Source organism: Psychrobacillus psychrodurans (assembly GCF_050209195.1).
In the GTDB taxonomy this organism is placed as follows: Bacteria; Bacillota; Bacilli; order Bacillales_A; family Planococcaceae; genus Psychrobacillus; species Psychrobacillus psychrodurans.
On sequence record NZ_CP189791.1, the window covers coordinates 1,604,596 to 1,617,715 of the forward strand.

Consider the following 13,120-nt stretch of genomic DNA (forward strand, 5'->3'; position numbering starts at 1 on the left):
ATTAATAGTTATTATTATGTGAATCTCTTGTAATGAGAATTCAATTATTGGTATAATGGATTCAGTTAAGGAGGCGTCATATGGAAAGCCGTATTGATCGTATAAAAAAACAATTATCTGGTGCGAGCTATAAACTGACGCCGCAGCGAGAAGCGACGGTCCGAGTTTTGCTTGAAAATGAGGAAGATCATTTAAGTGCAGAAGATGTATTTTTACTAGTTAGAGAAATATCACCTGATATAGGACTTGCAACAGTTTATAGAACGCTTGAGTTATTAAACGAATTGAATGTGGTAGATAAAATTCAATTCGGTGATGGCGTATCTCGCTATGATTTAAGACAAGAAGGTGCAGCGCATTTTCATCATCATCTAGTATGTATTGAATGTGGAGCTGTAGATGAAATTCAAGAAGATTTGTTAGAAGATGTAGAAGCTATTGTAGAAAAGAAGTGGAACTTTAGAATAAAAGACCATCGTCTAACATTTCACGGTATATGCTACCGTTGCCAAGAGGATAAATAAACAAAAGGATAGCTTATTGCTATCCTTTTTTTAAATGATTAAGTCAATTACATAATTTATTTCAATATAATTACACACAAACTAGTGATTCCAGTGGGAGCGGTAAATTCTTTCACATTGCTTCGCTAGTTTCGAAGAATGAAAGGGTAGTAGAACGGAAATCTATTTTACTTTAAATTCTTCATTACGAAATTTGCCTAGATTGTCTCATTAAAAGGAGTGAATAACATGAATAATGGAATACTACATTTAGAGGATTATATGCACTTCCTGCAAATTGAACGCCAGTTAGCGAGTAATACATTGACCTCCTATAAAAAAGATTTAACCGACTATTTACATCATATATTTGAAGTGCAGCAACTACATAGTCTAAATGAGATAGAGCGCACGCATATTGTTTTGTATCTGCGATCTTTAAAAGAAAATGGAAAATCTGCTCGAACCATTTCTAGGCATATTTCTTCTATACGTTCCTTTCATCAATTTTTATTAAGAGAGAAAGTGGCGAACACAGATCCCTCTGTCCATTTAGATTTGCCCCAACTAGAACAAAAACTGCCTACATATCTGTCAGTGGAGGAATTGAATAATCTATTAAATAGTATTGATCAGTCCAAACCACAGGGCCAAAGAGATTTAGCAATGTTTGAACTCTTGTATGCTAGTGGGATGCGGATTAGTGAGTGTTTGAACTTAAATCTGGAAGATATTCATTTATCCATGGGATTTGTTCGTGTATTTGGAAAAGGTGGCAAAGAACGAATTGTACCTTTAGGTGGTTCTGCCATTAGAGCATGTGTAACTTATATAGAGAATGCAAGACCAGAATTATTGAAGTCCGAAAAAACGGAAGCAATTTTTATTAATCAACGTGGAAAACGTCTAACTAGACAGGGAATATGGAAGTTATTAAATAAGCATGCTACTACAGCAGGGATTTCAAAAGAAATTACACCTCACGTACTTCGCCATTCATTCGCAACACATTTAATCGAAAATGGAGCGGATTTACGTGCTGTTCAGGAGATGCTAGGACATGCCGATATTTCTACGACTCAAATTTATACCCATGTTAGCAAAAGCCGTTTAAAGGATGTTTATAAACAATTCCATCCTAGAGCATAAATTGTCAGAGGTCTGACCTGTACATTTTGTTTTTTTTTGGTAAACTAGAAGAAAATAGTAGGAGGTTATAAAATGAATAAATTTAAGCGCATACATGTTATTGTAATGGATTCTGTAGGTATTGGAGAAGCACCAGATGCCGACGTCTTTGGTGACGTAGGATCACATACAATTGGGCATATTGCAGAAAAAATGAACGGACTTCATATGCCTCAGATGGAACAACTTGGACTTGGTAACATTGATGATATTCAAGGGATTGCTAGACAGGCGGAGCCTACCGCTTATTTTGGTAAAATGCAGGAAGCCTCTGTTGGTAAGGATACAATGACTGGACATTGGGAAATCATGGGTCTTAATATTGATAAACCGTTTAAAGTATATCCAGACGGATTCCCCCAGGAGTTAATCTCCCAATTAGAGGAGAAAACTGGTCGTAAAGTAATTGGAAACAAACCGGCAAGTGGAACAGAAATTTTAGATGAGCTTGGCGAAGAGCATATGAAAACTGGTGCCATCATTGTATATACATCTGCTGACCCTGTGCTACAGATCGCAGCACATGAAGAAATAATTCCATTAGAAGAATTGTATCGTATTTGTGAAATTGCACGTGAGTTAACTCTGTCGGAGGAATTTTTAGTAGGTCGCATAATTGCTCGTCCTTTTATCGGAGGACCGGGTAAATTTGTTCGTACATCAAATCGCCATGATTACGCGTTAAAACCTTTTGGTCGTACAGCGATGAACGAACTGAGTGACGAGGGACTAGATGTAATCGCAATTGGTAAAATTAACGATATTTATAATGGTGAGGGTATCACTTCTACGGAAAGAACAACAGATAATATGGATGGGATGGATAAATTCATCGCTACACTGGATAAAGACTTTAAAGGAATCAGTTTCTTAAATCTAGTTGATTTTGATGCATTATTTGGTCATCGCCGCGATCCGTTAGGCTATGGTAAAGCTCTAGAAGAATTCGACGTACGTTTAAAAGAAGTATTTCCAAAGTTAACAGAGGAAGATTTGTTGATAATTACTGCAGACCATGGAAATGATCCAACTATGCCAGGAACAGATCATACGCGAGAATATGTTCCGTTAATCGTATACTCACCAAAATTTAAGGAAATAACCGAGTTACCACTACGTAATACATTTGCCGACATTGGAGCAACGATTAGTGAAAACTTTGGTGTATCGACTACCGAATTCGGAGAGAGTTTCCTTTCTCTATTAAGATAATCCATATTTATATGAATTAATTTCATAAGGATAGTAAAATTCCACTCCAGGTGGACGCCTAATATTAAGTTTGTAAAAATAAAAGATATGTGTAAGGAGATTAATTACTATGAATATGCTTAATTTAATCGATAAGAAAAAAAGAAACAATTCATTAACCGAAGAAGAAATACAATATATGATTAATAAGTATACAAATGATGAAATTCCAGACTATCAAATGAGTTCAATGTTGATGGCAATCTTAATAAATGGAATGAATAAAGATGAAACATCATGGTTAACAAAATCTATAGTTGAATCAGGTGATGTTATTGACTTATCTTCTATTGAAGGATTCAAAGTTGATAAGCACTCAACAGGAGGAATAGGAGACAAAATTAGTCTTCTTGTTGCACCGATTTTAGCATCATTAAACATTCCCATTGCAAAAATGAGTGGAAGAGGATTAGGTATCACAGGTGGTACTGTAGACAAATTAGAATCTATACAAGGTTTTAATGTTGAATTAACTTCTGATCAATTCATACAGCAGGTAAATGAACATAAAATTGCGATTGTTGGTCAATCTGGTAATTTAACTCCAGCAGATAAAAAATTATATGCCTTAAGAGATGTAACAGGTACTGTGGACTCAATCCCGTTAATTGCTTCTTCAATTATGAGTAAGAAAATTGCTAGTGGGGCAGACGGCATTGTACTAGACGTCAAATGTGGTAAAGGTGCTTTCATGAAGGATTTAAATCATGCTACAGAATTGGCTTCTACTATGATTAGCATTGGTGAAAGTTTAGGTCGAAAAGTATCAGTTGTTATCACTGACATGAACCAACCTTTAGGTCATAACATTGGTAATAAATTAGAAGTTGCAGAAGCACATGATTTCCTTAGAAACTATAAAGATAGTGAGCAAGGCTTGTTAGAAGTTACAATAGCTATATCTTCAAAAATGTATCAATTAGCTACTGGAGTAAGTGAAGATGAAGCGCAAAAACAAGTAGTAGAAACACTTACAAATGGTGCTGCATTGGAAAAATTCAAAGAGTTTATAACTGCTCAAGGCGGAGATGCTTCTGATATTAATCCGAAAGATACTAAGCATACGATTGAAGTAAAAGCTGTAAAAGATGGTTATATCAATTTAATTGATGCTGAATTGATTGGTATGGCTTCTCTATTAGTAGGTGCAGGTCGTTTAACAAAAGCGGATACCCTTGATTTTGATGCAGGAGTTAAACTGGTATCATTAACTGGTCAAGAAGTTCAAAAAGGTGATACATTAGCTATTCTATATTCAAACAAAGATGATGTAGCGGAATCAATTAAGTTGATTGAAGAAGCTTATAAAATTATTGAAGATGAACCAATCAAAAACAATTCTATTTTAAAAATAATGTAAAAAAAAGTTGGTTAGCTAATTGGATTTAGCTTACCAACTTTTTTATTTTAAATAAGTGTAGAAATAAATAAAAATACATGAAAGAAAACTAGATCACTTTTTAAAATTTGATATATTGAATTCCATTTTGAGCTAATATAATATTAGCTAACTTTTAAATAGACTTCAAATTTTCCTTAACTAATACAAATTTGAAGGATCCAATTAGTTTTTCGAGGTGCATCTTAAAACTGGAAAAGTGGAATCTAATGATACATTAAATGGAAACGGTACTGATGATTAAACCGAAGATATTTTTGAAAATGGTAGTAGTTGCGAAAAGGCAGCCACAAAGGAAGAAGCTATAGAAATGCTACTTGCAGTAATAAAGTATTCTAGGTTTACTTGCTCTCTGTGACTGTTTACTTGCGGAAGCAGTAGTTTTACTTGCTCATGAGGGACATTTACTTGCGAAGTGGTTTATTTTTCCAATGTCTCAACAAAGTGGAGAAATACAATTATTTCGTTTACTTGCTCTCCATGTCTACTTACTTGCATTAGGGTGACGTTTACTTGCTAAACGGCGACTTTTTTCCAGTTTAAAACATTCAAAATAGGCATCTCGCTAAGGTTTTTAAAAACTTTAGCGAGATGCCTATTTTTTGATTAAAAAAAAGAATATGTTCCCATACTTTAAATGACCACCCTCTGTCGAAAATCGACTAATAAGAGATGATTTCTTCTACTTTTGTCAAGCGCAAGGAGTTTTCAAGGAACATGTGGAATAGCGCTATCTAAGGAGGCGATTGTATGATTCATGAAGTAGAAAAAGTAGGAGACGAAATTATTATTATTCGATTAAAAGGTGAATTAGATCATCACAGTACAAATGATATTAGAAATGAGATAGTTCCAATGATAAAAAACGGGTCTATTAAAGTAATAGTTTGGAATTTGAAAGATTTGAATTTTATGGATAGCTCAGGGATAGGGTTAATTTTAGGCAGAATGAGAGAGCTTGCTCCGATAGATGGACAAACAATTATTGTAAATCCGTCACCAACAATGCGTAAAATTTTTCAGTTTGCAGGTTTAAGCCCTTATATCTATAGCGAATCCGAAATTGAAATAATGTCTAAGTTAGGGGGAATAGTTTATGGACAATGAGATCACATTATCTTTTATCGCTAAAAGTGAGAATGAGGCATTAGCTAGAATGGTTATGTCTAGTTTTATCGCAACGATTGATCCGACAATTGAAGAGTTATCTGAATTTAAAACAGTCATCTCTGAAGCTGTAACGAATGCTATCGTTCATGGTTATGAAGAAGATGGTATCGGAAAAATTGAATTGCATGCACAAAGAGTAGATAGAGAAATTATCGTTTCTATAGTAGATTATGGACGTGGAATACGTGATGTAAATCAAGCACGTGAACCACTATTTACGACAAAGCCTGAGCAGGAACGTTCGGGAATGGGCTTTACAATTATGGAAAGCTTTAGTGACGGAGTTGAGATTTACTCCATTCCTGATAGGGGGACGACTGTAACAATAACAAAGCAATTTGTACCAATCCAGGAATCTTGTAGGATCGTCTAATGATAAATAAAAAACCGTCTACTTTACTAACTCAAGAAAAAATGAGAGAGCTCATAGCGCTATCACAGACTGGTGATAAATTAGCAAGGCAGCAAATGATTGAGGGTAATACTAGGCTTGTATGGTCTATTGTCCAAAGGTTTGCATCAAGAGGAGCAGATCTAGAGGATTTGTTTCAAATCGGCTGTATTGGCTTGATGAAATCGGTAGATAAATTTGATTTGTCCTATGAAGTGAAGTTTTCAACGTATGCGGTTCCTATGATTATAGGGGAGATTCAGCGGTTTTTAAGAGATGATGGAATGGTGAAAATCAGTCGCTCGATTCGGGAGTTAAATTTTAAAATTCGTCATGCTACGGATGACTTTTTAAAAACGTTTGAGCGTCAACCAACTATTTTGGAGCTTGCGCATATTTTAGAGGTTTCACGAGAAGAAATAGTGATGGCCACAGATGCTCTTCGTGATCCGGCATCGTTGCAGGAGCAGCTTTATGAAAATGATAGCGGGGATGCACTAACGTTAATGGATCAAATGAAGGACGAGCGTTCTGAGAAACCATTTGAGCATATTCCGTTACGTGAGTTAGTAGAAAAGCTGGAAAAAAGAGAGCAAATGATTATCTATTTACGCTATTATCTTGATTGTACACAAAGTGACATTGCTGAACGATTAGGAATTTCCCAAGTACAAGTGTCGAGACTAGAGAAGAAAATATTAACTCAATTAAAAACCTGGCTAGTACCAGTAGGTCATACGAATACAAATGCAAAAGATAGGTGATTGAAACGAAACCCTTGTTTACTAGTAAGGATGAAGCAGAATTATATTTAAAAGAAAAGTTCGGTGAAAACGAGTCTTTTGATGTGGGAATTTTACATACCCATTTATATGAATTTCCTGTACTACTCGTATTTATTACTGGACTGATTGATGGCCTAGTAATTACACAATTATTAACGAACACCCAAATGAAAATTACAGATAAAACAATAAGCGAAAATGATATTATTGAGCATTATTTACCGTATTACTCTATTACGCAATATGATTCCAAGGAAAAATGGCTTGCTGCACTTTTGAGTGGACAAGTAACTTTTATATTAACAAATGGTTCAGTATATACAATAGATGTTCGTTCGTACCCTGGAAGATCACCTGAAGAACCTGATAATGAGAAGGTTGTAAGAGGCTCAAGGGATGGATTTACAGAAAACATAATCCAAAACACAGCACTCATTAGAAGAAGGATTCGGGATACCAATTTGCGCTTTGAGCTACACCAAATTACGGAGTTAGGTCAAACTGATATTGCAATAACTTATATTAAAGATATTGCTAATGAAGATAATCTTACTCAAATTCGAGATCGATTAAAGCAAATAAAACATGATGGAATTACTATGACGGACAAAGCATTAGAGGAATGGCTATTTAAACAAGGGTTTCACCCTTTGCCTTTTGTACGATTTACAGAAAGGCCAGATATAGCAGCAGCGCATTTACTAGAAGGACATATAATAATAGTAGTAGATACATCTCCATCCGTAGTTATAGTACCTACGACTATTTTTCACCACCTACAACATGCTGAGGAATACAGGCAAGCACCAGCAATTGGTACAGTGGTTAGGTGGATTCGATTTGTAGGGGTTCTTCTAAGTTTATTTCTTTTACCATTTTGGTATTTATTATCGGTACATCCAGAGTTTTTACCAAAGGCTCTTGATTTCATTGGACCGAAAGAATCCACTGACATACCGCTGTTATTACAGCTTCTATTTGCAGATATTGGGATAGAATTTTTAAGGCTTGCTGCTATCCATACCCCTACTCCGCTATCAACTGCGATGGGGATTATAGCTGCGTTAGTTATTGGACAAATGGCTGTTGATGTAGGAATTTTTGTGCCAGAGGTTATTTTATATACTGCTATAACAGCGATATTCACTTTTTCTATTCCCTCATATGAGCTTAGTATTACAACAAAAATATTTAGGACGATTATTCTGTTGAGTACAGCGTTATTTGGACCGAGTGGATTTTTTGTAGCTTCTTTAGCATTGCTTTGGTACGTATGTTCTGTTAAACCTTTAAATGTGCCTTATTTATGGCCACTTCAACCTTTTTTTCCAAGGGCATTTATGCGTTTGATCATTAGGTTTCCAATGCCTGATGATGCGAAACGACCATTTATAACAAGATCACCAGATCGTAAACGTTCATAATGTGCATTGCCATTTCCTTATCTATTGTGATAAAGTTTTAATAGATATAGGGAAAAGAGGCGAACTAAATGGTGCTAGTTTCACGGCATGCTGTAAACGAAAAAGGTCACTTAATGATTGGTGGAATAGATAGCTTAGAGCTTGCAAAAACATATGGAACACCATTGTTTGTGTACGATCTGTCTCTAATTAGAGAACGAGCACATGCATTCATCCAGACATTCCGAGATCAACATATATCGGCACAAGTTGCTTATGCGAGTAAAGCTTTTTCAAGTGTTGCAATGTATCAATTGATGAAACAAGAAAACTTATCATTAGATGTGGTATCTGCTGGAGAATTATATACTGCGATTCAAGCAGGATATCCAGTAGAAAGAATTCATTTTCATGGAAATAATAAAAGTAAAGAAGAATTATTATTAGCTCTTGAGCATAATATTGGTTGTATAGTTGTCGATAATTTTTATGAAATAGAATTATTAAAGATTCTTACTGCAAAAACCAAGAAAAAAGTTAATGTTTTATTAAGGGTAACACCTGGTGTTGAAGCCCATACGCATGATTATATTACAACGGGTCAACAAGATTCTAAATTTGGGTTTGATCTGTTGAATGGACAAGCTGACCAAGCATTTCTGGATGTATATCAGGATGAATATATTCAGCTGCTTGGTTTGCATTGTCATATTGGCTCTCAAATATTTGACACGACTGGTTTTAAGGTGGCTGCTGAGAAGCTAATTACTAAAATGATAGAGTGGTATACAGATTATAACTTCTTATGTGGTGTATTAAATCTAGGCGGTGGCTTCGGTATAAAATATACAGATGAGGATGCTCCGCTTGAACCAGCTGTATATGTAAAAGAAATGATACAAATTGTAAAAGAGCTCGTGCATAATTCTTCTTTTAAAATGCCAGAAATTTGGATAGAGCCAGGTAGATCATTAGTTGGAGATGCAGGAACTACGTTATATACTGTCGGATCTGAAAAAATTGTACCAGATGTTCGAAATTATTTAGCAGTTGATGGAGGTATGTCCGACAATATCAGACCTGCATTATACGGAGCTGAATATGACGCAGTTATTGCAAACAAAATGGACGAAAAGTTAACAAATAATTATACAATTGCTGGTAAATGTTGTGAGTCTGGTGATAAGCTAATCGAAAATATACAATTACCTGTTGCTGAGCCAGGAGATATTCTAGCTATGTTCTGTACAGGCGCTTATGGTTATTCCATGGCTAGTAACTATAATCGTTTAACGAAACCAGCGGTAGTATTTGTAGAAAATGGTAAACATCAATTAGCTGTGAAAAGAGAGACGTTGGAAGACCTCATACATCTTGACCTTCCTTTAACAATGGAGAAGGAGTGAACAAGATGAAAAAGGCAAACGTAATGCTATTTCTAATGATTTTTATTGTTGGAATAGTATGGGGTGTCATATACTGGTTATTTATAGCACCAAATGCGAATTTGTAAAAATGGTAAGTTAAGGTGCGAATACAGATATTTTAAGAAATTGGACTATGTTAATTTAGTGTTGGGTATGATACGTTTATAGATTTTGCGAACTAAATTACCCTTGTAAGGGTCTCAAATTAGAGTTGTATATTCGTATGTATAATATCAATAATGAATGAATAAACAAGCCAAGAAATTAAAAGAGGGTTTTAATTATGCTACTTCGCTATAAAAAAACATTTGAAAAAATTTCAATGGGGCTACTTTCCTTTATGCCTCATGAAAAAGATGTAAAAAAATTATTAGAAACAATTCATGAGTATGAGACAAATCCAGAGTGGCATTTGTTTCTTTGGAAGAAAGAGGACGACTTAGTAGGATTAATAGGAGTACGAATGGAAGGTACTGAAGCAGTAATTCAACATCTTTCAGTCAACCCTTCACACCGTGGTGAAGGTCTTGGTGAAAAAATGTTGGAAAAACTTCCAGCCGTTTTACAAACTAATTCCATAAAGCCATCTGAGGATGTAGAATCATTTTATACTAAATGCCAAACAAAAAAAGAAGAGGAATGACTTTAATTTTATAAGTCATCTCTCTTTTTTTTCTCTCTTTCTCGTTCCTCCAGTATTTCTGAACGATCCCGAAGCATATGTTTATGAATAAGAAAATGTATGTCCTCATTCGTTTCTAAATGGACGCGACTTACTTGCGTTTGTAGACTAGGATTAGTTATATCGATAGTAAATCCTTGAAACTTTTGGTTACTACTCATTAATTCGAGTGCAGATGTCATATTTTTTGTTAACTTTTGGAAATCTAGGTTTTCAAAGAAAGGAGAATTCTTCGTTATTTCCATTCTTTTAATACTTGTTCTCATCGTTTTAATAGCTCCAGTTAGATTTCCGCGACGCCAGTGATACATAGAAGTTGCTAACAAGATTAGAGCAGTTAACGCATGATTTTTATGCCTTGGAGAAACTTCCTTCCAATAGTCTTCCAATAACTCGTGACACTCAAAATAATCGAAGGTTTCATTGAAATGTTTTAGAAATGCGACAAAACTAGTATGAAATGTAGGGTGCAATACAATCACCTTTCCTCTATAATAATGTTAAAAACCGATAATAGGTGGAGTTTTATGACTTACGAAGTAAAAACAGAAGCGTTTGAAGGACCTCTAGATTTATTATTACATTTAATAAATCGTTTGGAAATAGATATATACGATATAAAAATGGCGGAAATCACAGAGCAGTATATGGAACATGTTCACGCAATGCGTGTTCTAGAACTCAATGAAGCAAGTGAATACTTAGTAATGGCTGCAACTTTACTATCGATTAAAAGTAAAATGTTATTGCCAATTCACCAAGACGATGACATGGACGATGATTTCGATATGGATTTACAAGATCCAAGGGATGAACTTGTACTAAGATTAATAGAATATAAGAAGTATAAAGAAGCAGCAGAAAACTTGCATGAGATGGAGGAGACACGTTCACTCTATTATTCTAGGCCACCAACAGATTTAAGTGAATACCAAACTAGTAAACAATTAGAATTACTTGAATTAGACGCAAATGTGTACGATATGCTAGGTGCTTTTCAAAAAATGTTGCGAAGAAAACAAATAAATGCACCACTTCATACACGAATAAGTAAACAAGAAATATCGATTAAAGCTCAGATGAAAAATGTTATTGAGGTTTTGAAAAAGGGAGGAGGGAAATTATCGTTTTACGATTTATTCCCTACAAGAGATAAGACCTCGATCGTTACTACTTTTTTATCTCTACTTGAACTGATGAAACGTCAGATTATACATGTAGAACAAAAAAGTAATTTTGAAGATTTGTTTGTGCATTTGCGAAAGGAAGATATAGAAAGTGAATTCCAAGATGAAATTGATGAGTAATATAGAAAGTCTATTATTTGTAAGTGGAGAGGATGGTCTAACTAAAAAACAATTAGCTTTCCTAACTAGTTCGGCATATGAGGAAATAGAAGCGATCCTCCAGGAAATGATACAGGAATATAAAACGAATCACACTAGGGGAATTGAGATAAAGCAATTAGCAGGAACCTATCAATTAGTTACGAAGCAAGAAAATATAGATAGTATTCAGAGACTAGTAGAGAATCCAACAAATCAGTCATTGTCGCAGGCATCTCTTGAAGTTCTAGCAATTGTTGCTTATAAGCAACCTATTACGAGAGTAGAGATTGAAGAAATTCGTGGTGTTAAGTCAGAGCGACCAATTCATACTCTTTCTTCTAAAGGTCTAATACAAGAAATAGGCCGTGCAGAAGGGACAGGTCGGGCTATTTTATATGGAACGACAACTGAATTTCTTCAATACTTTGGGTTAAAAGATATTAAAGCACTTCCGCCACTACCTGAAGATTTGTCCGTTGATGAAATGGAAGACACAGATTTATTTATGACGAAATTTCAAGAGACCTTTGAAGGGTAGAAATAATTGAATGAGGAGTATGATTCATTTTAAAAAAAATGGTATTGTTTCTGTTGCTTTTTCTTTTGTGGAATGTAAATGATGTGGAAGCCTCGTCCTCTTATGCTGTTATTGACGCAAATACAGGGAGATTATTAGAGGGTAGCAATGCAAATTCAGAACTACCAATCGCAAGCCTAACTAAAGTCTGGACTGCTTTAACAGTGTTGGATAATGTGTCGCTCGATGACGAAATAACAATCTCAAATGCTGCTGCAACACAAGAAGGATCATCTCTATACTTAAAGGCCGGTGAGGTTTGGACTGTCGAATCCTTATTGTATGGGTTGCTGTTACAATCAGGTAATGACGCTGCTTATGCGCTTGCTGAGCATACAGGTGGATCTATAGAAGGCTTTACAAAATTGATGAACGAAAAAATACAGTTAGCTGGGTTAGAAAATTCTCATTTTACTAATCCATCGGGACTCCACCATGATGAGCACTATGCTTCTGCTTTAGATATGGCTAATATGTTCCGATTGGCATTGCAGAACGAGTCATATACTCAAATTGCATCAGCTAAAACTTATACTCCTAAAGAAAGATCCGTAACTTGGAGAAATAAACATAAATTATTGCACTTTAATAAGTATGCGGTAGCTGGAAAAACCGGGTATACAAAAGTAGCAGGAAGAACACTAGTGACTTATTTTGAGGATAATGGGAAAAAAGTTATTGTAGTAACATTAAACCATTCGAATGATTGGAATACTCATTCTTCTCTTGCAGCAAATGTTTTTCAGACATACGATAACGTCAAGGTTGTGGAAAAAGGAAAATATCGTCTGTTAGATAAACAGATTATTGAAGTGAAAAAAGATTATTTCCTTTTACTTAAAAAAGAAGAAAAAGATGTGACTAAAAATGTATTGATGATTCCACGTAAATCATCAGAAAAAAAACCCTATCTTTGGAATGTTACGATTAATAATGAGATTGCATTAAAATTTAACGTAATGAAAATTAAATAGAATTATGGTGAAGACAGTTATTACAAAAGACTGTCTTCTTTT

14 protein-coding genes are annotated in these 13,120 nt (G+C 34.9%); 13 read left to right on the plus strand and 1 reads right to left on the minus strand.

The window, feature by feature from the left end:
• Nucleotides 1-80: 80 nt before the first annotated feature.
• The 10 genes from ACQCPR_RS07535 to ACQCPR_RS07580 all read left to right on the plus strand — a co-directional run bounded on the left by ACQCPR_RS07535 (nt 81) and on the right by ACQCPR_RS07580 (nt 10,160).
• The gene (locus ACQCPR_RS07535) at nt 81-524 is read left to right on the plus strand and encodes a Fur family transcriptional regulator (RefSeq protein WP_090561869.1); all 444 of its coding nucleotides are present in this window, start codon (nt 81-83) and stop codon (nt 522-524) included.
• Between the two features lie 228 nt (nt 525-752).
• Entirely contained in the window at nt 753-1,652 is a 900-nt protein-coding gene (gene xerD / locus ACQCPR_RS07540; protein ID WP_090561867.1) for a site-specific tyrosine recombinase XerD, read from the plus strand.
• Between the two features lie 72 nt (nt 1,653-1,724).
• Nucleotides 1,725-2,903, plus strand: a complete 1,179-nt coding sequence (deoB, locus tag ACQCPR_RS07545) for a phosphopentomutase (protein ID WP_427138667.1) — start codon at nt 1,725-1,727, stop codon at nt 2,901-2,903.
• Nucleotides 2,904-3,012: 109 nt separating this feature from the next.
• Nucleotides 3,013-4,302 carry a thymidine phosphorylase gene (locus ACQCPR_RS07550; protein WP_427138668.1) on the plus strand — a complete coding sequence of 430 codons (1,290 nt, stop codon included), beginning with the start codon at nt 3,013-3,015 and terminating at the stop codon, nt 4,300-4,302.
• Between the two features lie 789 nt (nt 4,303-5,091).
• Complete coding sequence (locus tag ACQCPR_RS07555) at nt 5,092-5,448, plus strand: STAS domain-containing protein (protein WP_090561861.1); 357 nt, start codon at nt 5,092-5,094, stop codon at nt 5,446-5,448.
• The gene (gene spoIIAB / locus ACQCPR_RS07560; protein ID WP_090561859.1) at nt 5,438-5,884 is read left to right on the plus strand and encodes an anti-sigma F factor; all 447 of its coding nucleotides are present in this window, start codon (nt 5,438-5,440) and stop codon (nt 5,882-5,884) included. Before ACQCPR_RS07555 ends, spoIIAB begins: the two co-directional genes overlap by 11 nt.
• The gene (locus ACQCPR_RS07565) at nt 5,884-6,666 is read left to right on the plus strand and encodes a SigF/SigG family RNA polymerase sporulation sigma factor (protein WP_090561857.1); all 783 of its coding nucleotides are present in this window, start codon (nt 5,884-5,886) and stop codon (nt 6,664-6,666) included. The genes spoIIAB and ACQCPR_RS07565 overlap by 1 nt, the downstream gene beginning before the upstream one ends.
• Before the next feature lie 14 nt (nt 6,667-6,680).
• Nucleotides 6,681-8,111, plus strand: coding sequence for a spore germination protein (locus ACQCPR_RS07570; protein WP_427138669.1), 1,431 nt, complete (start codon nt 6,681-6,683; stop codon nt 8,109-8,111).
• A gap of 68 nt (nt 8,112-8,179) precedes the next feature.
• Nucleotides 8,180-9,496, plus strand: a complete 1,317-nt coding sequence (lysA, locus tag ACQCPR_RS07575) for a diaminopimelate decarboxylase (RefSeq protein WP_427138670.1) — start codon at nt 8,180-8,182, stop codon at nt 9,494-9,496.
• Nucleotides 9,497-9,800: 304 nt separating this feature from the next.
• Nucleotides 9,801-10,160 (plus strand): GNAT family N-acetyltransferase, encoded by a 360-nt coding sequence (locus ACQCPR_RS07580; protein WP_427138671.1) that lies wholly within the window; start codon nt 9,801-9,803, stop codon nt 10,158-10,160.
• Nucleotides 10,161-10,168: 8 nt separating this feature from the next.
• Here the strand turns inward: ACQCPR_RS07580 and ACQCPR_RS07585 are convergent, their stop codons facing one another.
• Nucleotides 10,169-10,672: a DUF309 domain-containing protein gene (locus ACQCPR_RS07585; protein ID WP_427138672.1), complete on the minus strand. Its 504-nt coding sequence runs from the start codon at nt 10,670-10,672 to the stop codon at nt 10,169-10,171.
• Nucleotides 10,673-10,726: 54 nt separating this feature from the next.
• Between ACQCPR_RS07585 and ACQCPR_RS07590 the strand changes: the two genes are divergently transcribed.
• The 3 genes from ACQCPR_RS07590 to ACQCPR_RS07600 all read left to right on the plus strand — a co-directional run bounded on the left by ACQCPR_RS07590 (nt 10,727) and on the right by ACQCPR_RS07600 (nt 13,078).
• A complete protein-coding gene (locus ACQCPR_RS07590; protein WP_090561848.1) occupies nt 10,727-11,506 on the plus strand; it encodes a segregation/condensation protein A in 780 nt (259 codons plus the stop codon).
• A complete protein-coding gene (gene scpB / locus ACQCPR_RS07595) occupies nt 11,499-12,065 on the plus strand; it encodes an SMC-Scp complex subunit ScpB (RefSeq protein WP_427138673.1) in 567 nt (188 codons plus the stop codon). Before ACQCPR_RS07590 ends, scpB begins: the two co-directional genes overlap by 8 nt.
• Nucleotides 12,066-12,130: 65 nt before the next feature.
• Nucleotides 12,131-13,078: a D-alanyl-D-alanine carboxypeptidase family protein gene (locus ACQCPR_RS07600; protein ID WP_427138674.1), complete on the plus strand. Its 948-nt coding sequence runs from the start codon at nt 12,131-12,133 to the stop codon at nt 13,076-13,078.
• The last annotated feature ends 42 nt before the right edge of the window (nt 13,079-13,120 follow it).